This window comes from Craurococcus roseus (genome assembly GCF_039523795.1).
GTDB classification, from domain to species: domain Bacteria; phylum Pseudomonadota; class Alphaproteobacteria; order Acetobacterales; family Acetobacteraceae; genus Craurococcus; species Craurococcus roseus.
Genome location: NZ_BAAAFZ010000008.1, coordinates 336,315 through 359,598 on the forward strand (window position 1 = coordinate 336,315; position 23,284 = coordinate 359,598).

Consider the following 23,284-nt stretch of genomic DNA (forward strand, 5'->3'; position numbering starts at 1 on the left):
GTTCAGCGCGCCGGCCCGGGCCAGCCCCGGTAGCGCAATTCCGGACGGGCGGCCGTCAGGTCCGCGTACAGCCAAGCCATGCGATCGATGTACCAGAGCTTGGCGCCGGTCACGAGCGCGGCGCCGAGCAGCGTCGGCCAGACGGAGAGGTCGGCCACGCCCCAGACCACGGACGCCCCGCCCGCGGCGCCCGCCGCGTTGAGCAGGTGCGGCGCCAAGCGGTGGTGCTCCGGCACCGCCACGGAGTCGCGGCGCGTCCAGAGGCGCTCGCCGAACACGCCTTTGGAGATCCAGGGCGCGTCAGACCGCGCCGGCGGGAACACCCGCGGGTTCAGCCACGTCCAGGCGAGCGCCGCGGCGACGGGCGCGGCCGACCACCAGCCGAGCCGCGCGCGGCTCCAGAAGGCCAGGACCAGCAGCGGCAGAACGGTGGCGAAGCGGGTCCAGCCGCTCCAAGGGTTCGCGTGCCGCGCCCACGCCTCGTCGTCCAGGGCGAACAGGGCGGCGACGCGCCCTTCGGGCGTCACGGCGGCCCTTGGCGCTACCAGCCGTTCACCCGCTCCCACACCGCGAGGACGCGCTCGCCGCCGTCCACCACGTGGTAGCGGTCATGCGCCGCCGCCGTCAGGCAGGCGTGGTTCGGCGCCACGCGCACCCGCGCGCCGACCGGCAGCCGCGCGAAGGGGAGCGGTTCCGCGCCCCTCGCCTCGCCGTGCTCCTGGTGGACGCGCGTCACGACGGCTTCCCCGAAGGACGGGCGGCCGGCGCGATCGAGCACGAGGCCGAAGCCGTAGTCGCGCGGCGCCGCTTCCGTGCTGCGGTCCTTGGAGAGCGCCAGCGCGCCGGCGTCCAGCAGCACGGCGTTGCGCCCCGGCCGCCGGCCGATGACGCTGGCGAGCACCGTCAGCGCGATGCCGTCGGGCCCGTGGGTGCCGAGCTGCATCTGGAACAGGTCGCCGAACATGTAGACGCCGGCGCGGACCTCGGTGACACCCGCGAGGTTCCGCGCGTGCAGGGCGGTGGGGGAGGAGCCGAGCGAAACGATTGGGACGGCGTGGCCCATCGCGCGCAGGCGCTCGGCGGCGCGCACCACGCCGGCGCGTTCGGCTTCGGCCACCGCGGCCATCGCCTCCGGCGTGCGCTCGGCGTAGCTGTGGCCGGCGTGGGCCATGACGCCAGCGAGGCGCGGCCCCAGCGCCGCCGCGATCTCCGGCAGCGCGTCGTCTTCGGGCCGGACGCCGCCCCTGCCCTCGCCCACGTCCACCTCGACCAGCGCCGAGACCGGGCCGGGGTGCGCGGCGACCGCGTGGGCGGCGCCGGGGTCGTCGGTGACGACCTTCACGTCGGCGCCGACGGCGTTCAGCTCCGCCACCGCGTCCAGCTTCCGGGGCGCGATGCCGACGGCGTAGATCTGGTCGGTCCAGCCGCCCTCGGCGAAGTGCCGCGCTTCCGCCAGCGTGCTTACGGTGATCGCGCCGCGGCCGGGCGCGGCCATGCGGGCAACGTCGCGGCTCTTCGCGGTCTTGAGGTGCGGGCGCAGCGCCACGCCGGGGTGCCGCGCGACGGCCGCGGCCATGCGGGCGATGTTCCGCCGCAGCACGCCGAGGTCGAGCACCAGGCACGGCGTCGGGAGGTCGTCGAGCGTTGTCATGCGGCGGTAGGTTAATGGCCCCGTCCGCAACGCGCCAAGTTCCGCGATCGGTGAGGAGGGACGCGGCCCCGGGGCGCGATAACGCCTGACAACCCGGTGTCTTGCGGCGTCGTGCCGGGCTCTTGAAGCCGCGCGCGACGGGAGTTGGGGCAAAGCTGTGCGCGCAGGAGGACAGGACCCATGTCGCACGGCGCGCAGCACCGTCACGATCGACCCGGAAAGCCCGCGCCCATGTCGCGCGAGGCCGCCGAGGCCGTACTCCGCCGGCACGGCCTGGACGCCGCCGGCCTCGCGGCGGACGAGCTGAAGCGCCGCTGGCAGGAGTTGGCGCGCCGGCACCACCCCGACCTCGGCGGCGACACGCGCGCCATGCAGGAGATCAACGCGGCCTATTCTTTCCTCAAACCGCAGGCCGGCGGCGGCCTGCGCGACACCACTTCGCCGCGCGTCGGCGGCGTGCCGGTCTGGGCCTGGGCCGGCAACGCCCTGGGCACCGTGCCGGACGAGGTGATCTCGCGCGACGACTACAGCGACCGCAACTTCTTGAAGAAGCGCCTGTGGGAGATGTCCGGGTGCTCCAAGGAGGAATGGACCCTGTGGGCCTTCGACGGGCGCGAGTTCCTGCCGCCCGTCGTCGCCTACGGCAGCGAGGCGATCTTCCCGGAGATGGGCCGGGCCATGCTGCACCACGGGCGCCGCGGCTTCCGCTGGCCGCGCGCGGTGCTCGCGCAGGCGCCGAACGAGCGGTACGAGGTGCTGCTGCTGCACGCCGACCGCCGGCCGCTGGACCCGCCCGTGGCGATGTCCCTGTCGTGCCCGGGCGGCTTGGCGCGCGACCGGGCCTTCGCCATAGACCTGCCGGGCTATCTCGACTCGCTGGCGGCGCGCCGGAGATCCTGACCGCCGCGCCTCACAGCGCGACTCCGAGCAGCTCCGCGAAGCGCGGCGTGCTCTTCAGGCCGGTGCCGGTCATGACGAGCACGGTGCGCTCCTCCGGCCGTACCGTGCCGGCGCCGAGCAGCTTGCGGAAGGCGGCCGCGGCCTGGGCGCAGGTCGGCTCCACGTAGACGCCCATGCGCGCGAGGTCGAGCGCGGCGGCGCCGATCTCCGCCTCCGACAGCATCACCGCGCCGCCGCGGCTCTGCTGCAAGAAGCCGAGGCACTCGCGCATCCGGATCGGCTTGGCGATGGCGGTGCCCTCGGCGATGGTCGGGCGCGGCTCGGCCGGTTCGAGGTCGAGGAAGGCGCGGGCGATGGGGGCGCAGTTCGCCGGCTGCGCGGCGAATATGCGTGGCACCCGGTCGATCTGCCCGGCCGCCAGCAGCTCCGCGAAGCCCATGCCGCAGCCGAGCACGTTGGAGCCGGCGCCGCAGGGCACCACGACGTTGTCCGGCGCGGCGAAGCCGAGGTCCTCCCACAGCTCGTAGGCGAGGGTCTTGGTGCCCTGGAGGAAGAAGGGGTGCCAGTTGTGGCTGGCGTAGAACACCGAGGCGGCTTGGCGCAGCGCCTCGTCCGCGCAGTCCTGCCGGCTGCCGGGCACCAGCTCAATCTCGGCGCCGCTGGCGCGCGCCTGCACCGTCTTGGCGGCGGAGGTGCTTTCGGGGACCAGGATCTTGGCGCGCATCCCGCCCGCCGCCGCGTAGGCCGCGACCGCCGCGCCGCCGTTGCCGGAGGAGTCCTCCAGCACCGCCTCGACGCCCTGCGCGCGGAGCAGCGAGAGCATCACGGACGCGCCGCGGTCCTTGAAGGAGCCGGTGGGCATGAACCACTCGCACTTCAGCAGAGCGGTGGCGCCGCCGCCGACGGCGCGCGGGACGAGCGGCGTGCAGCCCTCGCCCATGCTGATCGGCGGCGTGCCTCCGAGCGGCGGCAAGGCGGCGCGGTAGCGCCATAGGCTGCGCTCGCCCCGGTCGATGTCGTCGCGCCCGATGCCCGGCATCGGCGTGAGCATGAGCGGCGCCCCGTCGTCGCCGCGCCAGCGCGGCCGGTCGAAGGGCCAAGTGGCGCCGGTGCGGGGGTCGAGGTAGGCGGGAGAACCGTCCATGCGGCGAGACTTGCTCTTTCCGAACTGCGCGGCAAGGTTGCGTGGATGACCAAGGAAGCGAAAACGCCGGCCGCTCCCTCGGTGCGCCCTGCCGATGACGCCGCCGCGGTCGCCCGCCTCGCCGCCGACCTCGTCTCCATCGACAGCCGAAGCGCCGTTTCGAACCTGGCGGTGGCCGACCGGATCGAAGCGGAACTCGGCGGCTTCGAAGTGGAACGGCTGGACTACACGGATGCCGCCGGCGTGCCGAAGCGCGCGCTGGTGGCGCACCGCGGACCGCCGGGCGGGCACGCCTTGTCCGGGCACATGGACACGGTGCCGGAGACGGGCTGGACGGAAGAGCCCTGGGCGCCGCGGCTCGGCGCGGCGGGCGTGCTGCACGGCCTGGGCAGCGCCGACATGAAGGGGCCGCTCGCCGCTTGCATCGTCGCCGCGCGGGGCGTGCCGGGGCGCGTGCCTGCGACGCTGCTCATCACCACGGACGAGGAGACCACCAAGGCCGGCGCACGCGCCGTGGCGGACAGCGCTCTGGCCCGCCGCCTCGGCCTCCGGGGCGTCCTTGTGGCGGAGCCGACCCGGCTGGTGCCGGTGCGGGGCCACCGCGCTTCGGTGAACATCACGGCCACGGCCGAGGGTGTGCAGGCGCACTCGTCCACCGGCAAAGGCCGCAACGCCAACTGGGACCTGATTCCGTTCCTGGCGGAGATGCGCGCGCTGGCGCAACGGCTCCGCGACGACCCGGCCTTCCGCGACGGCGCCTACGACCCGGCCTTCCCCGACTTCAACCTCGTCGTCGACAACCACGGGACGGCGGTGAACGTGACCGTCGCGCGCGCGACCTGCCGCATCAAATTCCGCCGCAGCCGCGGCCTGCGGGCCGAGCCGGTGCTGGAGGCGGTGCGGGACGCCGCGGCGCGGGCCGGTGTCGCGCTGGACGTCTCGGCCGAGGGCGAAGCGCCGGAACTCGCCGCCGACCACCCGCTGGTGCGCCTTTGCGCGGAACTGTCCGGCAAGGCGCCCGCGACCGTCCCCTTCGGCACGGACGCGGTGGCGTTGCAGGCGCTGGCGCCTTGCGTGGTGATGGGGCCGGGCGACATCGCCGTCGCCCACACGCCGGAGGAGCGGGTGTCCGTGGCCGAGTTGGCGGCGGCGGTGCCGCTCATGGCCCGTTTCCTGGAACGCGGCGCCGACTGAGAATCATCTTTGCGGGATCGCTCCGCCTAGCGGGGTCGGAAGCCGTTCAAACGCCCGCGACGCCCCATATGGCGGAATCATGCACACGAAAACGGCACCCGGCGGGGCTCGCACCGCCGCCGGCGCCGCCCGGGAGGTCCGAGATCCATGACCCGACCCGCCTTGGCAGCCCTGCTCGGCGGCTTCCTGCTCGCAGGCTGCGCCGTGCGCCCGCCGACCGGCCCGACCGTCCTTGCGATCCCGCCCGAGGGGAAGAACCTCGCCCAGTTCCAGCAGGAAGAGGCGGGCTGCCGGAATTACGCCTTCAACCAGATTGGCATCAGCCCTGCGCAAGGCGCGAACCAATCGGCGGCCGGCAGCGCGGTCGCGGGCACGGCGCTCGGCGCCGCCGCGGGTGCGCTGCTGGGTGCGGCCGGCGGCTCGCCGGGCACGGGCGCGGCGATCGGCGCCGGCACCGGGCTGCTGGCCGGTTCGGCGGTCGGCGCCAACAACGCGCAGGTTTCGGGCTACAGCCTCCAAGCCCGCTACGACCAAGCCTACACGCAATGCTTGGCGAGCACGGGCAACCAAGTGCAGACCGCGGCCGCCTATGGGACTCCCTACGGCGCGCCGTACCCGTACTACCCGGCCTACCCGTATTACGGGCCGTACTACAGCCCCTATGTCGGCGGGTTCTACGGGCCGGGCTTCTACCGGCCGGGCGTTTCGCTCGGCTTCGGCTTCGGGATCAATCACTGGCGTCCCTTCTACGGGCGCGGCTTCCACGGCGGTGGATTCCGCGGCGGCGGCGCCCGCGGCTTCGGCATACGCGGCCGTTGAGGCGCCGCGGACGCCGGCCCAGCGGGCGCGGAGCGGTCGACCGGAGCCTGCTGCGCCGGCGTCAGACCACCCCGGCCAGCTGCGCCGAGCGGCGGCCGTGGCCGATGACCACGCCTGGCGAAGCGGGCTTGGCACGGCGAAGCGCACTCCACGCGCGCGGCTGGCCAGCGCCGCCGACGGCGCCGTGGGCGGCGGCACCGACCACGGCTCCCTCTTGCACAGCCGGTGCACCGGGCAGCATGAAGCCGGCGTTGCGTGGCGCCTGCGCCGAGCCTTCCACCAACCAAGCGTCGGCCGGCGACACTGGGTGGCCGAGCAGGCGCCGAGCACCGCCGTGACCTCGCCGGCGCCGATCGCCCTGGCGGCAGGTGGACCGCGGCCGATGCGGCGACCGCGGCGGGCGGTTCGGACAGGATGCGGCCGACGCCGGGCGGTTCGCGAGCGTTCAGCAGCAGGATCGCGGCCGGCGCCAGCAGCGCCATGAGCCCGCCGTTCCGCAACGCGCGCCCGTAGCGGCGCGCGCTGCGGAACGGCGGCGCATCGCCGAGCCCGGCCGCCGTCCCGGTCCCGGTCGGAACCTCGGGCGCGCCGCGCACGGGGCCGCCGGGTACCGCGCGGGTCGCGGCGGCGCCCGCCGCTACTCCAGCTTGATGTCCAGTTCGCGCACCTTGCGCTCCCATAAAGCGCTTTCCTGCCGGACCATGGCCGCGAACTCCGCGAGCGGGCGGGCCGGCGCCGGTTCCAGGCCGTCGTGTTCCAACCGCTCGCGGAAGCGCGGCGAGTCGGCGGCGCGGCGGCAAGCCGCGGACAGGCGCTCCTGGACTTCGGCGGGCAGGCCGGCGGGCGCGAAGACGCCGTGCCAACCGGTGATGACCACGCCGGGCAGTCCGGCTTCCGCGAGCGTCGGCACCTCGGGCAGCGCGGAGATGCGCTTTTCGCCCGTCACGGCGATGGCGCGCAGCTTGCCCTCCTTGATCTGCGGGATGGCCGGGGGCGGCGAGGAGAAGTTCATCGCCACGCGCCCCGCCACCACGTCCAGCAGCGCCGGCGCGGTGCCGCGGTACGGGATGTGCTCCATGGAGAGGCCGGCCGCCTCGGCGAACAGCACGCCAGCGAGGTGGTTGGCGTTGCCGACGCCGCCGGAGGAGTAGGAGACCTCGCCGCGCGGGCGGCTCCGCACGTGGGCGATCAGCTCCGGGAGGGTGCGCGCCGGCACCTCCGGGTTGACAACCAGCACGTACTGGTAGGACGAGACCTGCGCCACCGGCGCCAGGGCGTTGGCGAGGTTGAGCCGGTCGCCGCGCTGCAGGTGCGGATTGACCACGATGTTGGTGGAGACCGCGAAGAGCAGGATCGAACCATCCGGCCGCGAGCGCGCGACGCCCACCGAGCCGACATGCCCCGCCGCGCCGCCGCGGTTGTCCACCACCACGGTCTGGTTCAGCTCCTGGGCGAGGAGCTGCGCGAACTCCCGCGCGGTGATGTCGGTGCCGCCGCCCGCCGCGTAGGGCACCACCACCGTCAGCGCACGGACCGCGGGCTGCTGCGCATGGGCGCCGCGGCGGCCTGCGGCGAGGGCGGCGGCGCCCAGGCCGGCGGCGAGCGCGACGCGGCGCGTCGGGACGGTGGCGGTGGCGGTGGCGGTGGCGGTGGCGGTGGCGGTGGCGACAGACGGGCTCGGCATCGCGTCGTTCCTCGTGGTGCGGCTCGGTCGGCGAGTTTTGCCCCGAAAGTCGGCCTGCCGGAGCCGGGCCTCACGCATCCGTCATCGAACCGGCGCGCGCAGGTGCCGAGCGTTCCGGCCCCGGCGCTTGATCGCCGCCGCGGATCGGGCTGCTTTGAACGACAACCCAACAGGGAAGGGGACGTCCATGGCGAAAGTGGCACTGGTCACCGGCGGGCAGCGCGGGATCGGCGCGGCCATCAGCGAAGCGTTGCAGCAGGCGGGCCGCACGGTGGTGGCGAGCTACGCCGGCAACGACGCCGCGGCCGAGGCCTTCACCAAACGCACCGGCATTCGCTGCTTCAAGTTCGACGTCGCCGACTTCAAGCAGTGCGCCGACGCGGTGAAGCGCATCGAAGGCGAGGTCGGCACCGTCGAGATCCTGGTGAACAACGCCGGCATCACCCGCGACGCCACCATGAAGCGCCTGACGCGCGAGCAGTGGGACGCGGTGATCGATACCAACCTCGGCTCCTGCTACAACATGTGCAAGCTGGTGTGGGACGGCATGATGGCGCGCCAGTTCGGCCGCATCGTCAACATCGGCTCGGTCAACGGCCAGGCCGGGCAGTACGGGCAGGTGAACTACGCCGCCGCCAAGTCCGGCATCCACGGCTTCACCAAGGCGCTGGCGCAGGAAGGCGCCAAGGCCCAGATCACGGTGAACGCCATCGCCCCGGGCTACGTCGACACCGAGATGGTGCGCGCCGTGCCGCCGGACGTGCTGGAGAAGATCATCGCCCGCATCCCGCGCGGGCGCCTGGGCACGGCGCAGGACATCGCGCGCGGCGTGGCCTTCCTCACCGCCGACGACGCGGACTTCATCACCGGCTCGACGCTGTCCATCAACGGCGGGCAGCACATGTACTGACGTTCCGAGCGGGGGCGGCGGGAACACCGGCCGCCGCCACTCGTTCTGGTCCTCTCGGCTAGGAGAGGACGCACCATGGCCAGCAGCAAGCACCCGAAGACCACGGCGGACCGCGAGAGCGGGCTCGGCGCCGACGCGCCGCGTCCGCCGGACGACCTCGACCGCAACCCGGGCATCGGCACCTCCAAGGGCGTCCACAGCGCCACCGGCGTGGATCCGGAGGACCTGGAAGCGCAAAGCACCGTCGAAGGCGATACCATGAACGACACGACGGCGCAGGGCGGCGTAGACCCGGACCAGCAGGGCCGGACCAACAAGTAGCGGTGGAGGCGCGGCGCCGCCCGACCGAGGTTGCTTCCGGGCCGGCGCCGGCCGACCATCGGGCGCGCCGGACGGAGAAGCGCCCATGGGTTACGCCATCATCGCCTGGGACGGCGAGGACGAGGCCGCGCCGCAGCGCCGCATGGCGGCGCGCGAGCGGCACATGACCGTCATCACCGAATGGGCGGCCGACGGGCGCTTGGCGCTCGGCGTGTCGTTGTTCACGCCGGACTGGAAGCCGGCGGGGTCGCTGATGCTGCTCGAAGTGCCCGACCGCGCGGGGCTCGACACCTACCTCGCCGCCGAGCCCTTCGCGCAGGGCGAGGTGTGGAAGCACGTCGAAGCCTTTCCCTTCCGCATCGCGCCCCTGCCCTACCGGCCGCTGCCGCAGCCCGGCGCGCCGGTCGCTTCCAGCCGCACGCACACCGTGATCGTCGCGCGTGACGGCACCGACGAAGGGGCCGAAGCGCGGCGGCTCGCGGTGCGGGCAGCGCACATGAAGCGCGTGTCGCCGATGGCGGCGGACGGCACGCTCGCCGTGGGCGGAGCCATCCTGGACGAACCGGGCGGGCGCATGATCGGGTCCATCGCCGTCACCGCGCACGCGGACGACGCCGCAGCGCGCGCCTGGATGGCCGAGGACCCCTACATTACTGGCGGCGTGTGGCGCGACGTCTCGCTGTACGGCACCCGGTTCGCGCCCCTTCCCTACCGACCGCTGCCGGGCTCCGCCTGACCCGCCCCGGCGTGTCGGTCGCGGCGGCGCACGCGGGGACGACCGGGTCGGGCACCATGGCCGGCTGCGCGGCATTGGCGCTTTGGGCCTTCCTGGCGCCGTTGACGCGCTTGGCGCAGCCCACGCCTCCGCTCCTGCTCACCGCGCTCGGCCTCGCCGCCGGGGGGATGTTCGGCTTGGCGGCAGTGGCGGCGCGGGGGCGGCTGTCGGCACTGCGGCAGGGCCCGCTCGCCTGGACGCACGGGTTGGCGGGGATCGGCGGCTACCACGCGCTCTACTTCGCGGCGCTGGGCTGGGCACCGGCCGTCGAGGCGAACCTGCTGAACTACGCTTGGCCGCTGCTCATCGTGCTGTTCTCGGGCCTGATCGGCGGGTTGCGGCTGGGCGCGCGGCGCCTGCTCGGCGTCGGCATGGGCGCGGCCGGCGCGGCGCTGCTGCTGGCGGGGGGCGGAGCGGCGTTCCCGGCGGAAGCCTGGGCGGGCTTCGCCTGCGCGCTCGCCGCCGCCGTGGTGTGGGCGCTCTACTCCGTGCTGGCTGCGCGGCTCGGTTCGGTGCCGAGCGAGGCGGTGGCGGGCTTTTGCCTCGTTTCCGCCGCCGCGGCTTGGCTGGCGCATTTGGCGCTAGAGCCGCCGGCCGCCTTGGAGGCGCGGCATTGGACGGTGGTGGCGCTGATGGGCCTCGGGCCAACGGGCGCGGCCTTTTTCCTGTGGGACCACGGCATGAAGCGGGGCGACCCGCGGCTGCTCGGCACCCTGGCCTACGCGGTGCCGGTGGCGTCCACCCTGCTGCTGGTGGCCGCCGGCGAGGGCGAGCTTTCGGCGCGGATGCTCGTCGCGGCGGCGCTGGTGAGCGGCGGCGGCCTGCTGGCGGCCTCTGCCGGCCGGCGGCGCGGGTAGCGCCCGCCGTCAGCGGTCACCGGTCACCGGTCACCGGTCACCGGTCACCGGTCACCGGTCACCGGTCACCGGTCAGCCCAAGGCCACGCGGTCGCCCAAAGCAAGCCGCATCCGCCACGTGACGCCGCCACTGCCGTAGTCGAGCGCCACCTCGCCCCCGAGTTGGCGCGCCAAGCCCTTCTCCAGCAGGTGCAGGCCGAAGCCGCGCCGGGTCGGCGGGCCGGCGAGCGGGGGGCCACCGCTCTCGGCCCAGGCGATGTCGAGCGCGGCGGCGTCGTCCGGCGCCGGCGCCCACACGAGCGAAACCTTGCCGCCTGGCCGGGACAGCGCGCCGTGCTTGGTGGCGTTGGTCGCCAGTTCGTGCAGGGCCATCGCCAGCGACACGGCCGGCTCCGGCGCGAGCAGCACGCGCGGCCCGTCGCACGCGATCCGCGCCGCGGCGGCGCCCGTGCCGAGCACCCCGAAGGGCGCCAGGGCGGCGTGCGCCAGCCCGGCGAGGTCCGTGTTCCGCCACGCCTCCCGCGTCAGGAGGTCGTGCGCGCGGGACAGCGCCAGCAGCCGGGTGCGGAAGTCGGCGTGGAAGCGCTCCTTCTCCTCGCCGCCGCCGGTGGCGCGGAAGGACTGCTCGGCCAGCGCCAGCACCACGGTGAGCGTGTTCTTCACCCGGTGGTTCATCTCGGCCAGGATCAGCGCCTGCCGCTCCCCGGCGGCGCGCTGCTCGGTGCTTTCGATGGAGGCGCAGACCAAACGCACCTCCCCGGCCGACGCGCGCCTGCCCGCCTCGGCCACGAAGCCGGCCCGTCCGACCGAGCGGAACCAGCGCGGGCGGCCGTCCGCGCCCGGCTGCGGGCCGCGGTGCTCGATCGCAAAGCGGCGGTCGCCGGCCGGGTCGAGGGCGCGAGCGACCGCCTCCCGCACCGCGGCGGCGTCGTCCGGGTGCGCGAGGAGGCGGAGCGCGTCCGCGAAGGGGAGCCGGCCGGGCATTCCGAACAGGTCCCGCGCCCCGGCGTCCCAGGTGGACAGGCCGGTGGCCGCGTGGAGTTCCCAGGCGCAGCCGCCCGCGGCTCCGAACGCGAGGCGCAGCCGCTCCTCCCCTGCCCGCCGGGCGCCCGCCTCGTCCAAAGACCGCGCGGCTTGCCGCGCCGTGCGTTGGTTCTCCAAGGCCCGCATCGCCACGGAAGCGAGCGAGGCCAGCCGCCGCCGCTCGGCGGGCGCGATGCCGAAGGGCCGGGGATGGGGCGACAGGACGCATACGGTGCCGAGCGCGCGGCCGTCAGGGGCGACGATCGGCGCGCCGGCGTAGAAGCGTATGCGCTGCCCGCCGACCACGGGGGCTTCGCCGGCGAAGCGGGGGTCGGCGGCGGCGTCGTTCACCACGAAAACATCGCGGGGTTCGCCGAGCGCTCGGCCGCAGAGCGCCCAAACCTGCGGGACCTCGGCGACTTCCAGCCCGACCCGCGCTAGGGGGAATTGCCGCTGCCTTTCCGAGAGCGAGACCAGGGCCGCCGGCGCCCGCAGCAGATCCGCCGCCAAGTTGGCGATCTCGTCGAATTCGGGCGCGGAGGACGCTTGCGGCCCATCGCAGCGGCGCGTCGCGGCCGCATGCGCCGTTTCTCCGGCCGCACCAGCGGGAAAGGCTTGGTACCCAGGCGCAGCCATTAGTGGGTGTTCTCATGCGATAACAGTTCGTTAGTGTATCTAACGTTCCGCTATGCGAACAGCGCCGTCCTGAGACCTCATCCAATTGTCAGCGTCAAAGCCAGGAGCGAACGATCGCGGCGATCTGGCGCGGTGCCGATGGCCTGCATCATACCGCCGCGCTTCGGCGACGCGGCTCGCCGAACCCCGGCCATAGGTGCATGCGGTATACGGCGAGGCTCGGCGACGGAGAAGGCGCGCGCCGTTTGGGCGGCTCCTACCGCCCTTTCAGTTTCCGCCACGCGGCGAAGTCCGACAGGCTGCGCTCCTCGGTGGCCGGGTAGAGGCCCAGGATGGGGCGCCCCTTGCGGACCTCCTCGGTCACGAAGTCTTCGTACGCGGTCATCTCCACCGCTTCCGCCGCCAGTTCGTCCGCGAGGTGGGCGGGGAGGACGATCACGCCGTCGTTGTCGCCGACCACCACGTCGCCGGGGAACACCGGCGCGTCGCCGCAGCCGATAGGCACGTTGATGTCGATGGCTTGGTGCAGCGTGAGGTTGGTGGGCGCCGAAGGGCGCTGGTGGAAGGCGGGGAAACCGAGCGAGGCGATCTCGGCCGCGTCGCGGAAGCCGCCGTCCGTCACCACTCCGGCGACCCCGCGCGCCATGAGGCGCGACACCAGGATGCCGCCGGCCGAGGCGGCGCGCGGGTCCTTGCGGCTGTCCATCACCATCACCGCGCCGGGCGGGCACTCCTCCACCGCCTTGCGCTGCGGGTGCGTGCCGTCGCGGAACACCTCCAGCATGTTGAGGTCTTCCCGCGCCGGCATGTAGCGCAGCGTGAAGGCTTCGCCGACCACGCTCTCCTTCAAGGGCGAGAGCGGCTGCACGCATTGCACGAACTGCGAGCGGAAGCCGCGCTTGTAGAGCGCGGTGGCGAGCGTCGCGGTGGAGACGCCCTTCAGCTTGTCGCGGGTCTCGGGCTTCAAAGCCACGGCGTCGCCTCCCTCAGTAGATCGCGGGTTCGGGGACCGGCGCGCCGAACTCGGTGCGCAGGAAGTCGAAGTCGCAGCCCTCGTTCGCCTGCTGGATGTGCTTGGTGAACACCCAGCCGTAGCCCCGCTCGAAGCGCGGCTCCGGCTGCTTCCAAGCGGCGCGCCGCCGGGCCAGTTCCTCCTCGGGCACATCCATGGAGATGGAACGGGCGTCCACGTCCACCGCGACCGTGTCGCCGTTCCTGAGCAGCGCCAGCGGGCCGCCGACGTAGCTCTCCGGCGCCACGTGCAGCACGCAGGCGCCGTAGGAGGTGCCGCTCATGCGCGCGTCGGAGATGCGCAGCATGTCGCGGTGCCCCTCCTTCAGCAGCTTCTTGGGCATGGGCAGCATGCCCCACTCCGGCATCCCCGGCCCGCCCTGCGGCCCGGCGTTCCGCAGCACCATGACGTGGTCCGCCGTCACGTCCCAGGACTCGTCCTCCACCGCCTTCTTCATGGAGGGGTAGTCGTCGAACACGACGGCGGGGCCGGAGTGCTTAAGGAAGCGCTGGTCCATCGCCGCCGGCTTGATGACGCAGCCGTCCGGCGCGAGGTTGCCCTTCAGCACCGCGAGCGACCCTTCGCCGTAGATCGGGTTCGCCGTGGTGCGGATGACGTCGTCGTTGAAGACCTTCGCGCCCTCGATGTTCTCGCCCAGCGTGCGGCCGGTGACGGTCAGGCAGGACAGGTCCAGGTGCTCGCGGATGCGGCCCATCAGCCCCTTGATGCCGCCGGCGTAGAAGAAGTCCTCCATCAGGTACTGGTTGCCGGAGGGGCGGACGTTGCCGATCACCGGCACGCGGCGGGAGTAGCGCTCGAAGTCGTCGAGGCCGACGTCGTGCCCGGCGCGCCGAGCCATGGCGATCAGGTGGATGATGGCGTTGGTGGAGCAGCCCATGGCCATGGCGACGGCGATGGCGTTGCCGAAGGCGGCGCGGGTCTGGATGCGCCGCGGCGTGAGGTCCTCGCGCACCATCTCCACGATGCGCCGCCCGGACTCGCTCGCCAGCCGGATGTGCCCGGAGTCCGCCGCCGGGATGGAGGAGCCGCCCGGCAGCACCATGCCCGCCGCCTCGGCGATCGCCGTCATGGTGGAGGCGGTGCCCATGGTCATGCAGGTGCCGTAGGAGCGCGCGATGCCGCCCTCGACGCCGAGCCAGTCCTGGTCGGTGATCTTGCCCGCGCGCAGCTCGTCCCAGTACTTCCAGGAGTCGGAGCCGGAACCGAGCACCTTGCCCTGCCAATTGCCGCGCAGCATCGGCCCCGCCGGCAGATAGATCGCGGGGATGTCCATGCTGGTGGCGCCGAGCAGCAGGCCCGGCGTGCTCTTGTCGCAGCCGCCCATAAGCACCGCGCCGTCCACGGGATGGGAGCGCAGCAGCTCCTCCGTCTCCATGGCCAGCATGTTGCGGTACATCATGGTGGTCGGCTTGACGAAGCTCTCGCTCACCGAGATCGCCGGCAACTCCACCGGGAAGCCGCCCGCCATCAGGATGCCGCGCTTCACGTCGTCCACGCGGGTCTTGAAGTGCGCGTGGCAGGGCTGGAGGTCGGACCAGGTGTTGACGATGGCGATGACCGGCTTGCCCGTCCATTCCTCCGGCGCGTAGCCCATCTGCATGGCGCGCGAGCGATGGCCGAAGGAGCGCAGGTCGGCCGGGCCGAACCAGCGGGCGGAGCGGAACTCGGACGGGTCCTTGCGGCGGGGCTGCGCGGAGTCCGGCGCCTCGGTCGCTTCCAGTTGCGCGGGTCGCGTGGCGGCGGGTTCGTCGGGCATGGCGGGCGCGTCCTCCTCTCGGCTCCGGTCGTCAGTCCAGGCTGATCTTGGCGCTCTTCGCAACCTCGCCCCAGCGCTTCGTCTCGCTGGCGACGAAGGCGCGGAACTCCTCGGGCGAGTTGCCGACCGGGGTTATGCCGAGGTCGGCGAAGCGCGCCGCCACGGCGGGGGTGGCCAGGGCCGCGCGCGCCTCGGCGTTCAGGCGCTCGATGATCGGGGCGGGCACGCGGGCCGGGGCGAAGAAGCCGTGCCAGGACAGGCTCTCGAAGCCTGGCACCGTCTCGGCGATCGCCGGCACGTCCGGCGCGGCCGGGCTCCGCTGCAAGGAGGTCACGCCCAGGACGCGCAGCTTGCCCTCCCGCGCGAAGGGCCAGGCGGAGGAAAAGTTGTCGAAGGCCATCGGCAGCTCGCCGCCGAGCAGCGCCGTCGTGACCTGGCCGCTGCCCCGGTAGGGCACGTGCTCGATCTGCGTGCCGGTGAGCTGCGCGAACAGCGTGCCGGCGAGGTGGACGGAGGTGCCGACGCCGGAGGAACCGTAGTTCACCTGCCCCGGCCGCGCCTTCAGGTGCGCCACCAGCTCGGGCACGCTGCGGGCGGGGAAGCTTTCCGCCACCGCCAGCGCGTTCGGCTGGGAGGCGAGCTGGGTGATCGGGGCGAAGTCGCGCAGGTTGTCGTAGGGCAGGCGCGGGTAGATGCCCGGGTTGATGGCGTGCGAGCTGATGGTGCCGAGGCAGATGGTATAGCCGTCCGGCTGGGCCCGCGCGCAGGCTTCGCTGCCGAGGTTGCCGCCGGCGCCGGGCCGGTTCTCCACGACGACCGGCTGGCCGAGCGCCTTGGACATCTCGGTGCCGACAAGGCGCGCGACAGTGTCGGAGGTGCCGGCGGAGAAAGGCACGATCACGCGGATGGGCTGGGTCGGCCAAGCCCGCTGCTGCGCCGCAGCCGGCCACGAGGCTGCGCCCAGCGCCGCCCCCAGGACCAGCGCCGCCCCCGTCACCGCCGCCATGCGCCTCGTGATGGCCTCCATCGTCGTCCCTCCGCGCCCCGCTGCTTCATCCGGGCTTCCGGGCCCGCATGCCAACTGCTATGGCAGATGGCAATGCCCGACTCGTACGAATCCGCGGTCGTACCCTTCGCGCCCGACGAGGTCCTCTCGCTGGCCGAACGCGCGTACCGGCGGCTGCGCGACGCCATCCTGGGCGGCGCCCTGCCGACCGGGAGCCGCGTGTCCGAGCGCGCGCTCGGCAAGTCCCTCGGCGTGTCGGCCCAGCCGGTGCGGGAAGCGCTCCGCCGCTTGGAGGCCGAGGGCATGGTGGTCACCTCGCCCCGGCGCGGCACGGTGGTGGCCGAGTTCGACGCCAGGGCGCTGGCCGAGATGAACCTGATCCGGCTGGCGCTGGAGGGCAGCGCCGCCGCCCTCGCCGCGCGCAAGGCCACGGACGCCGACATCGCCGGGCTCCGCGCGCAGCTCGGCGCGATGCGCGAGGCGACCGCCGCCGGCGACATCGCCGCCCTGACGCGCGCCAACGAGGCCTTCCACGAACGGCTGCACGCCGCGGCCGGCAACGCGTTCCTGGCGCGCGCCCTGCAAACCTTGCGCGCCTACGACCGCGTGGCCCGCCTCCGCGCCCTGGGCAGCTCGCCGGCTGAGCCGGCCCAGGCCTTGCGGGAACACGCGTCGCTGCTCGCGGCGCTGCGCCGGCGCGACCCCGAACTGGCCGAAGCGCGGATGCGGGCGCACGTCCGCCGCTCGCTCCGCGCGGGCGGCTTGGCCGACCCGCCCGGCGGCGGGCGGCGCCGGAGGTGACCGCCCCGGGACCTCGGCCGTCCGGAGGTCCCCGCTCGGCTTCCACGAGCCCGGCCGTGCGCGCCGGCGGGCCGCCCGCGCTAGGCTGGCCGGCGCACACCCGGGAGGAAGACACCATGGCCATCAGCATCCCGCGTCGGGCGGCCCTCGCCGCGCCCGCCGCCGCGCTCCTCGCCCCGCGCTTGTCGCGCGCCCAGGCGAACTGGCCCGAGCGGCCGATCACCATGGTCGTGCCTTTCGCGCCCGGCGGCACGCCGGACATCGGCGCGCGGCTGCTGGCGCCGAAGATGGGCGAGTTCCTGGGCCAGTCCGTCGCGGTGGAGAACCGCGCCGGCGCCGGCTCCACCATCGGCACGCGCTCCGTCGTGCAGGCGCGGCCGGACGGCTACACGGTGCTGATGGGCTCCATCTCCTTCCTCACCGCGCCGCTGACCATCCAGCCCATGCCGTTCGACCCGGTGGAGACGCTGCGTTGCGTCTGCCTCGTTTCCACCTCGCCCTACATCCTGGTGGTGCGGGTCGACAGCCCGGCGCGCGACATCGCCGGCTTTCACGCCATGGCGAAAGCCGAAGGCGCCAAGCTGAACTACGGCTCCGCCGGCAACGGCACGCCGCTGCACCTGGGCGCGGAGCTCTACAAGCTGATGATGGGCGTGGACCTCACCCACGTCGCCTACCGCGGCACCGGCCCCGCCATCACGGCCTTGCTGTCCGGCGACGTCTCCATGGTCTTCGCCGATGTGCCGGGGGCTTCGGCGCACATCGCCTCCGGCGCGGTGCGGCCGCTGGCGACGCTGGTGAAGCAGCGCATCGCGCAGTTCCCGAACGTGCCGGCGATGGCAGAAAGCGACCCGCGCCTCGCCGACTACGAGGTCTACACCTGGGCGATGCTGGCCGCGCCCAAGGCCACGCCGGACGGGCCAGTGATGCGCCTCAACGAGGCCGCGCGGCGCGCCGCCCAGGCCCCCGGCGTCTCGGAGCGCTTCGCGGAGTTGGGCTTCGACCACATCGGCTCCACGCCGGCGGAGGGCGACGCGCGGTTGGGCCGCGAGAAGGCGAAGTGGCAGGACGTGATCCGGCGGGCGAACATCCGCGCGGACCTTTAGGCGCCGGTCGCCCATTGGGAAAACGCCAAAGGCGTGAAGCGTCGGGCCGGTGGGGGCGAGCCCCTTCGGCCGGTTCGCCATCGGGCCGAAGCCGGGCCAGCGTCCTCGGCGACGGGCGTGTCGGCGCGCGGCGCGCCCGGACGCCGTCGACGCGGCCGCTTCCCTCAGGCGACTCCCTGACCCGCGCCACCGCGAACGCCGTGTAAGGCCGATCACAGCGCGGCGCGGACGAGCACGGCATCCATGCGCGGCACCGGCAGCTGCGCTGCCGGCCCCACCGACCGGATGAGGCGCCGCGGATGCGGCCGGTCCTTGCTGCGCGGCGGGCAGCAAAAGAGGACGCGCGCCATGGATCGCAACGATTCCCTGACCGGACGCATGTTGGCCGGGCTGGATGCCGACCCGGACGCCGGCGCGTTGCGGCGTCGCGGCGGAGAAGCCGCCACGGAAGCCGAATGGCGCGCGATGCGGGGCGCCTGGGTCGCGGCGGTGTTGCGGGCGCTCTGGCGCGCCGCGCCGGTCGGGCCTGCCCGGCTGGCGCGACTGCCGGCGGGCGGGCGTCGTTGAACGCGCCAGCACCCAGCGGCTCGGCGCGCCCACGCACGCGCGGCTTGACCGCGCTCATCGCCGCACTCACGGCGCTGCCCGCCTTGTCCATCGACATGGGCCTGCCGGCGCTGCCGGATCTGGCCGACGCCTTCGGCGCCGGGGCGGGCGATGCGCAGCTCTCGATCGGGCTTTTCCTGGCTGGTTTCGCCGCCGCGCAGCTCGGCTGCGGGCCGGCGTCGGACCGCTTCGGCCGGAGGCCCGTGCTCCTCGCCGGCCTCGGCCTCTTCGCCGCCGCCGGCCTGGGCTGCGCGCTGGCGCCTTCGCTCCCCGCCCTGTTCGCGTGCCGCACCCTGCAGGGAGTCGGCGCCTGCGCCGGGACCGTGCTCGCGCGCGCGGTCATCCGCGACCTGTTCTCGGGCGAGGCGGCAGTGGCCAAGCTGTCCCAGGCCACCGCGATCATGGCGCTGGGGCCGGTCCTGGCGCCGGCGGTCGGCGCCGCGGTGCTCGCCGTTTTCGGCTGGCGGGCGGTCTTCGTCGTCCTGGGCCTGGGCGGGCTGGCGCTGTTCCTGGCCGTGGCGTCCGGCTTGGCGGAGACGATCCCCGCGAAGGACCGCGGCGCGCTGGACCAGCGCGCGCTCGCGCGCAACGCGGCCGCCTTTTTCAGAAACGGGCGGGCGCTGGGCAACGCGCTCGCCGCGGCGTTCCTGTTCGGCGGCATGTTCGCCTACGTCGCCGCGTCGCCCTTCGCGCTGATGGAGGCGCTCGGCGTCGGCACGCCGGGCTTCTCCGGCCTCTTCGCGCTGACCGCGCTCGGCATCATGGCCGGCGCGCTCGCCGGGTCGCGCCTCGTCCGCGTCGCGGGCCGGCGGCGGGTGGTGCTGGGTGGCCTCGCGCTCGGCGCGACGGCGGGCGCTGTCCTGTTCGCGCTCGCCCTCGCCGGGGGTCCCGCCTTGCCCGCCGTGGTGGCCCTCGTGGCGCTCTACACCTTCGCCCGCGGCCTGGTGGTGCCGGTGGCTACAGCCTCTGCCATGGAGCCGATGGGCCACGCGGCCGGCCTCGCCTCCGGCCTGATCGGCGCCATGCAGATGGCCGGCGCCGCGCTGGCCGCGTCGAGCGTCGGCCTCTTCGGCGATCCGCTGGTCGGCATGGGGGCGACGCTCGCTTTGTCCGGCGCCGCCGCGCTCGCCTGCGGCCTCGGCTGCGAGAACGAGGCCGGCCGCTACGCCCCGTCCGCCGCGGCGCCCGCGCGCGGCAGGTAGGCGCGGGCCGGCAGTCGGCGCATACGCCCGTCGCCGCTTCCGGCATCGCGGCCGGACGGGGACGGGGGAGCGCGGGGCGCCCATGGCGGTGTACTTCACGGCGGACACGCATTTCGGGCACGCGGCGGCGCGCGCGCTGTACCGCCGCCCCTTCGCCTCGGTGGCCGAGATGGACGAGGCGATGGTCGCGCGCTGGAACGAGGCGGTCGGGCCGGAGGACGAGGTTTGGCACCTGGGCGACTTCGTCGTGCGCCGCGGCGCGGCCGAAGCGGCGGCGGTTTTGCTCACGCGACTCAATGGGCGCAAGCGCCTAGTCATCGGCAACAACGACCCGCCGGCCGTGGCGGCGCTGCCCGGCTGGGCGGCGCCGGCGGTCCACTACGCGGAGGCGGAGGTGGACGGGACGGGCGTTGTGCTCTGCCACTACGCCTTCCGCACCTGGCGCAACGCCGGCCGCGGGTGGGTCAACCTGCACGGCCACAGCCACGGCCGGCTGCGCCCGCCGCTGCCCCGCCAAGCGGACGTGGGCGTGGACGCGCAGGATTTCCGCCCCGTGGCCCTGGCGGAGATCTTCCGGGCCCGACGCGGCGGCCGGCGCGGACCGGCGTAGCGCGGGAATTGGACGCGCGCCCCCCTGGCGCAGCCTTCAAAGGCGGCGCGTCGGGAGGAGCCGGCCGCCGCCGCGATGGGGAGGGAACGATGAAACGCCTGCCCGGCGCCGCCCTGGCGGCGGTGTCGCCGTTGTTCGCCCTCGCGGCGCCCACGGCGCGCGCCCAAGACTTCCCGGCGCGGCAAATCACCATGATCGTCGTGTTCGCGCCAGGCGGCGCGACGGACGTGCTGGCGCGCCTGGCGGCCGACCACATGGGCCGCACGCTGGGCCAGCGCGTGGTGGTGGAGAACGTCACCGGCGCCGGCGGCACGGTCGGCGGCGCCCGCGGCGCGCAGGCAGCGCCCGACGGCTACACGCTGACGGTCGGCAGCAACGGCAGCCATTCCGCCGCGCCGTCCATCTACCGCATCATCCAGTACGACCCGCGCGAGCTGCAGCCGATCGGCCTGATCGCCGGGACGCCGCTTTACTTCATGGTGCGCAACGCCCTGCCTGCCCGCAGCTTCGCCGAGTTCGCGGCGCTGGCGCGGACCGTAGCGGGAGGCCTGTCCAACGGCCATGCGGGGGTGGGCTCCACCAACCACTTGGCCTGCGCGCTGTTCGCCCAGGTTTCCGGGCTGCGGCTGAACGCCATCCCCTACCGCGGCGAGGCGCCGGCCGTGAACGACCTCGTCGCCGGGCAGATCGACTCCGCTTGCGTGCTCGCCCTCGCCGCGGTGCCGCAGCTCCAGGCCGGCACGGCGCGGGCGCTGATGCTCGCCGCGCCCGAGCGTTTCCCGACGGTCCCGGACGTGCCCACCTCGCGCGAAGCAGGGCTCGAAAGCTTCGTATTCCAAGGCTGGAACGCGGTTTTCGCGCCGAAGGGCACGCCGCAGCCGGCCGTCGCCAAGCTGTCGACCGCCCTGGCGGCGGTGTTGGAAGACCCGGGGGTCAGACGGCGCATCGAGGAGTTGGGCTCGGTCCCGCCACGGCCGGACCAGACCGGGCCTGAGGCGCTGCGCGCTCTGGTGCGCTCCGAGGTGGAGCGCTGGGCCGAGGTCGTCCGCGTGGCCGGCATCGGCGCGCAGTGAGGTGGGACCGGCGCCGCCCGACCAAGCCTCTTTTCGGCCGCGCGCCGCCACCTCCACCCCGGCCCAGCCTTCGGTGACGCGCACCAGCTCCGTCACGTCCGTCCCCGCTGCGCCTTGCGCCAGCGCCAAGCCGTAGAGCAGGCGCGCGGCGCCGCAGGTCGGCATGACGAGGCCCAGCGCCTCCGCCTTATCCAGGGCCAAGCGCATGTCCTTCGCCATCAGCTCCATGCGGAAGCCGAAGTCGAAGCGGCGGCTCAGCACCGGACCCGCGGCGAAGCGTCCGGTCGGGAAGGAACGGCCAGAGGAGACGTTGAGCACCCGAACCATCAGCTCGGGGTCGAGCCCGGCTGGGCGCCCACCGCCATCGCTTCGCACGCGGCGGCCCAAGTCGTCGCCGCGAGCAGGTTGTTGACCAGCTTGGGCGTCTGCCCCTGCCCGACCGCCGGCCCGACGAACACCGTGTTCGAGCCTATGGCCTCCAGCACCGGCCGCACCCGCTCGAACGCGGTGGGGTAGCCAGCGGCCATGACGGAGAGCGTGCCGGCCTCGGCGCCCGCGACGCCGCCGCTCACCGGCGCGTCCAACGCGGCCACGCCCCGCGGCGCCAAGCCTTGCGCCACCTCCTGGGCGACGCGGGCACCCGCGGTGGAAAGGTCGACGTAGACGCGCATCGCGCGCCCTTCGACCAACCCGCCGGCGCCCAGCGCCACCGCTTTCGCCGCCGCTGGCGTGGGCAGGCTGACCAGGACGATCTCGGCCTCGTCCGCGACCGCCGCGGCGCTCCTCCGCCCTTCCGCGCCGTCCGATCCGGCGGCGGACAGCGCCGAGGGATTTGCATCGTGGGCGAGGACGCGGTGGCCGGCCGAGAGCAGGCGCCGCACCATCGGCGCCCCCATCGCACCCAGGCCGACAAAGCCTAGCGGGCCGCCGCCGCTCATTGCCGCACCAAGGGGCATTGGCCTTCGGAAAGCGGGCGGAAGGCCTGTTCCGCGGGAATCGCGGCGAGGACGCGGTAGATGTCCCAGGGACAGCGCGACTCCTCCGGCTTATTGACCTCGACGAGGTGCATGTCATGCACATGGCGCCCGTCCTCGCGCACCCGGCCGCCGCGGGCGAACATGTCGTCCACCAGCATGGCTCGCATCTTCGCAGCCACCGCCATGGCCTCGTCCGTGCCGGAAGCCTCGATCGCCTTCAGCCAGCGCCGCACGGCGGAGTAGACGCCGGCCTGGTACTGGGTCGGCATCGCGCGGCGGTGGCGCTCGGCGAAGCGGTGGGCGAAGGCCCGGCTGTCGTCGTCGCGGTCCCAGTACCAAGCTTCGGTCGCCACCACGCCCTGCGCGGTTGCGAGGCCGAGCGCCTTGGCGTCGGTGATGTTGACGAACATGCCCACGAGGCGCTGCCCGCCGCGCGTCAGCCCGAACTCGCCGGCCTGTTTGATGGCGTTGATGGTGTCGGTGCCCGCATTGGCCAACGCTACCACCTGCGCGCGAGGACTGCGCCTGCAGCAGGAAGGAGGAGAAGTCTGGCGTGTTCAGCGGGTGCCGCGCCCGGCCCAGCACACGCCCGCCCTGCGCGCTCACCGCCGCTTCCGAGCCGCGCTCCAGCGCGTGGCCGCCCTCGTGATCCACCGCCAGGAAGTACCAGCTCTTCCCGCCCTGCCCGACGACGTCGCGGGTGGTCCCGTTCGAGAGCGCGTAGCTGTCGGCGACTCAATGGAAGCCTACCGGCGAGCACTGCCGCCCGGTCAGTTCCGTCGAGGCGGCAGAAGTGTTGATGATGATGAGGTTGCGCTCGCGCCCGACCTGCTGCACGGCGAGCGCCACGGCGGAGTTGGGCACGTGACCACCATGTCCACGCGCTCGGTGTCCACCCAGCGCCGGGCCAGCGCGGCGCCCACATCGGGCTTGTTCTGGTGACCGCCCCCGATCACCTCGATCGGCTTGCCCATCGCCTGCCCTCCGTGGTCCTCCGCCGCCATGCGCGCCGCGACGACGGAGCCCGGCCCGGCAAAGTCGGCGTAGGGGCCCGTGAGGTCGGTGAGCACCCCGACGCGCACGACGTCGTCGGAGACCTGGGCCACGGCTCCCGCCGCGGCCACCACGGCGAGCGTGAGCGCGAGCACCGTCTTTCGGATGGTTGGCATGCTTCCCCCCCCCCGCCACTCCTCCCGGCGC

Annotated in this window: 24 protein-coding genes and 2 pseudogenes; 13 read left to right on the forward strand and 13 right to left on the reverse strand. The window is 74.0% G+C overall.

Translation table 11 applies throughout. The features are described from left to right. Nucleotides 1-2 precede the first annotated feature (2 nt). Both ABD067_RS04505 and ABD067_RS04510 read right to left on the reverse strand, forming a co-directional pair. On the reverse strand, nucleotides 3-527 hold the full coding sequence (locus ABD067_RS04505) for a DUF6653 family protein (protein ID WP_343893969.1): 525 nt from the start codon (nucleotides 525-527) through the stop codon (nucleotides 3-5). Nucleotides 528-541: 14 nt separating this feature from the next. After that, nucleotides 542-1,651 carry an alanine racemase gene (locus tag ABD067_RS04510; protein ID WP_343893971.1) on the reverse strand — a complete coding sequence of 370 codons (1,110 nt, stop codon included), beginning with the start codon at nucleotides 1,649-1,651 and terminating at the stop codon, nucleotides 542-544. A gap of 231 nt (nucleotides 1,652-1,882) precedes the next feature. On the opposite strand from ABD067_RS04510, the gene ABD067_RS04515 reads away from it, so the two are divergent. Then, a complete protein-coding gene (locus tag ABD067_RS04515) occupies nucleotides 1,883-2,551 on the forward strand; it encodes a J domain-containing protein (protein ID WP_343893972.1) in 669 nt (222 codons plus the stop codon). Between the two features lie 10 nt (nucleotides 2,552-2,561). Here the strand turns inward: ABD067_RS04515 and ABD067_RS04520 are convergent, their stop codons facing one another. Next, nucleotides 2,562-3,695, reverse strand: coding sequence for a threonine synthase (locus ABD067_RS04520; protein ID WP_343893973.1), 1,134 nt, complete (start codon nucleotides 3,693-3,695; stop codon nucleotides 2,562-2,564). A gap of 45 nt (nucleotides 3,696-3,740) precedes the next feature. On the opposite strand from ABD067_RS04520, the gene ABD067_RS04525 reads away from it, so the two are divergent. Further along, entirely contained in the window at nucleotides 3,741-4,889 is a 1,149-nt protein-coding gene (locus ABD067_RS04525) for a M20/M25/M40 family metallo-hydrolase (RefSeq protein WP_343893974.1), read from the forward strand. Nucleotides 4,890-5,036: 147 nt separating this feature from the next. Continuing rightward, a complete protein-coding gene (locus tag ABD067_RS04530) occupies nucleotides 5,037-5,708 on the forward strand; it encodes a glycine zipper family protein (RefSeq protein WP_343893975.1) in 672 nt (223 codons plus the stop codon). 637 nt (nucleotides 5,709-6,345) lie between these two features. Here ABD067_RS04530 and ABD067_RS04535 read toward each other — a convergent pair. Then, nucleotides 6,346-7,392 (reverse strand): Bug family tripartite tricarboxylate transporter substrate binding protein, encoded by a 1,047-nt coding sequence (locus ABD067_RS04535; RefSeq protein WP_343893976.1) that lies wholly within the window; start codon nucleotides 7,390-7,392, stop codon nucleotides 6,346-6,348. A 187-nt stretch (nucleotides 7,393-7,579) separates the two neighbouring features. Between ABD067_RS04535 and phbB the strand changes: the two genes are divergently transcribed. The 4 genes from phbB to ABD067_RS04555 all read left to right on the forward strand — a co-directional run bounded on the left by phbB (nucleotide 7,580) and on the right by ABD067_RS04555 (nucleotide 10,255). Then, nucleotides 7,580-8,302 (forward strand): acetoacetyl-CoA reductase, encoded by a 723-nt coding sequence (phbB, locus tag ABD067_RS04540; protein WP_343893977.1) that lies wholly within the window; start codon nucleotides 7,580-7,582, stop codon nucleotides 8,300-8,302. 75 nt (nucleotides 8,303-8,377) lie between these two features. Continuing rightward, complete coding sequence (locus ABD067_RS04545) at nucleotides 8,378-8,623, forward strand: hypothetical protein (protein WP_343893978.1); 246 nt, start codon at nucleotides 8,378-8,380, stop codon at nucleotides 8,621-8,623. 85 nt (nucleotides 8,624-8,708) lie between these two features. After that, complete coding sequence (locus ABD067_RS04550) at nucleotides 8,709-9,359, forward strand: YciI family protein (protein WP_343893979.1); 651 nt, start codon at nucleotides 8,709-8,711, stop codon at nucleotides 9,357-9,359. An 11-nt stretch (nucleotides 9,360-9,370) separates the two neighbouring features. Then, nucleotides 9,371-10,255 (forward strand): DMT family transporter, encoded by an 885-nt coding sequence (locus ABD067_RS04555; RefSeq protein ID WP_343893980.1) that lies wholly within the window; start codon nucleotides 9,371-9,373, stop codon nucleotides 10,253-10,255. 72 nt (nucleotides 10,256-10,327) lie between these two features. Here the strand turns inward: ABD067_RS04555 and ABD067_RS04560 are convergent, their stop codons facing one another. The 4 genes from ABD067_RS04560 to ABD067_RS04575 form a co-directional block, all read right to left on the reverse strand. Continuing rightward, nucleotides 10,328-11,914 (reverse strand): sensor histidine kinase, encoded by a 1,587-nt coding sequence (locus ABD067_RS04560; RefSeq protein WP_343893981.1) that lies wholly within the window; start codon nucleotides 11,912-11,914, stop codon nucleotides 10,328-10,330. Nucleotides 11,915-12,170: 256 nt separating this feature from the next. Next, on the reverse strand, nucleotides 12,171-12,887 hold the full coding sequence (locus tag ABD067_RS04565; protein ID WP_343893982.1) for a ribonuclease activity regulator RraA: 717 nt from the start codon (nucleotides 12,885-12,887) through the stop codon (nucleotides 12,171-12,173). 13 nt (nucleotides 12,888-12,900) lie between these two features. After that, nucleotides 12,901-14,703: an L-arabinonate dehydratase gene (gene araD / locus ABD067_RS04570; protein WP_343893984.1), complete on the reverse strand. Its 1,803-nt coding sequence runs from the start codon at nucleotides 14,701-14,703 to the stop codon at nucleotides 12,901-12,903. A 31-nt stretch (nucleotides 14,704-14,734) separates the two neighbouring features. Further along, nucleotides 14,735-15,730: a Bug family tripartite tricarboxylate transporter substrate binding protein gene (locus ABD067_RS04575; RefSeq protein ID WP_343893985.1), complete on the reverse strand. Its 996-nt coding sequence runs from the start codon at nucleotides 15,728-15,730 to the stop codon at nucleotides 14,735-14,737. A gap of 72 nt (nucleotides 15,731-15,802) precedes the next feature. Here ABD067_RS04575 and ABD067_RS04580 point away from each other — a divergent pair, with 72 nt between their 5' ends. Continuing rightward, a complete protein-coding gene (locus ABD067_RS04580; protein ID WP_343893986.1) occupies nucleotides 15,803-16,510 on the forward strand; it encodes a GntR family transcriptional regulator in 708 nt (235 codons plus the stop codon). A gap of 116 nt (nucleotides 16,511-16,626) precedes the next feature. Further along, nucleotides 16,627-17,616: a Bug family tripartite tricarboxylate transporter substrate binding protein gene (locus ABD067_RS04585; RefSeq protein ID WP_343893987.1), complete on the forward strand. Its 990-nt coding sequence runs from the start codon at nucleotides 16,627-16,629 to the stop codon at nucleotides 17,614-17,616. A gap of 212 nt (nucleotides 17,617-17,828) precedes the next feature. Here the strand turns inward: ABD067_RS04585 and ABD067_RS04590 are convergent, their stop codons facing one another. Then, nucleotides 17,829-17,966: a hypothetical protein gene (locus ABD067_RS04590; protein ID WP_343893988.1), complete on the reverse strand. Its 138-nt coding sequence runs from the start codon at nucleotides 17,964-17,966 to the stop codon at nucleotides 17,829-17,831. On the opposite strand from ABD067_RS04590, the gene ABD067_RS04595 reads away from it, so the two are divergent. From ABD067_RS04595 to ABD067_RS04610, 4 genes are all read left to right on the forward strand, one after another. Beyond that, nucleotides 17,965-18,183: a hypothetical protein gene (locus tag ABD067_RS04595; RefSeq protein ID WP_343893989.1), complete on the forward strand. Its 219-nt coding sequence runs from the start codon at nucleotides 17,965-17,967 to the stop codon at nucleotides 18,181-18,183. The two genes, ABD067_RS04590 and ABD067_RS04595, sit on opposite strands and share 2 nt — an antisense overlap. Nucleotides 18,184-18,227: 44 nt before the next feature. Next, the gene (locus tag ABD067_RS04600) at nucleotides 18,228-19,424 is read left to right on the forward strand and encodes a multidrug effflux MFS transporter (protein WP_343893990.1); all 1,197 of its coding nucleotides are present in this window, start codon (nucleotides 18,228-18,230) and stop codon (nucleotides 19,422-19,424) included. Between the two features lie 82 nt (nucleotides 19,425-19,506). After that, entirely contained in the window at nucleotides 19,507-20,034 is a 528-nt protein-coding gene (locus ABD067_RS04605) for a metallophosphoesterase (protein WP_343893991.1), read from the forward strand. A gap of 89 nt (nucleotides 20,035-20,123) precedes the next feature. After that, nucleotides 20,124-21,107: a Bug family tripartite tricarboxylate transporter substrate binding protein gene (locus ABD067_RS04610; protein WP_343893992.1), complete on the forward strand. Its 984-nt coding sequence runs from the start codon at nucleotides 20,124-20,126 to the stop codon at nucleotides 21,105-21,107. A 135-nt stretch (nucleotides 21,108-21,242) separates the two neighbouring features. Here ABD067_RS04610 and ABD067_RS26345 read toward each other — a convergent pair. The 4 genes and pseudogenes from ABD067_RS26345 to ABD067_RS04630 all read right to left on the reverse strand — a co-directional run. Continuing rightward, nucleotides 21,243-21,434: pseudogene (locus ABD067_RS26345) on the reverse strand (NAD-binding protein); the annotation flags it as partial. Beyond that, a complete protein-coding gene (locus ABD067_RS04615) occupies nucleotides 21,434-22,045 on the reverse strand; it encodes an NAD(P)-dependent oxidoreductase (protein ID WP_343893993.1) in 612 nt (203 codons plus the stop codon). The pseudogene ABD067_RS26345 and the gene ABD067_RS04615, both read right to left, overlap by 1 nt. Further along, nucleotides 22,042-22,756 (reverse strand): annotated as a pseudogene (locus ABD067_RS04620) (ABC transporter substrate-binding protein); the annotation flags it as partial. The gene ABD067_RS04615 and the pseudogene ABD067_RS04620, both read right to left, overlap by 4 nt. 98 nt (nucleotides 22,757-22,854) lie before the next feature. Continuing rightward, on the reverse strand, nucleotides 22,855-23,253 hold the full coding sequence (locus tag ABD067_RS04630; RefSeq protein ID WP_343893995.1) for an ABC transporter substrate-binding protein: 399 nt from the start codon (nucleotides 23,251-23,253) through the stop codon (nucleotides 22,855-22,857). Nucleotides 23,254-23,284 lie beyond the last annotated feature (31 nt).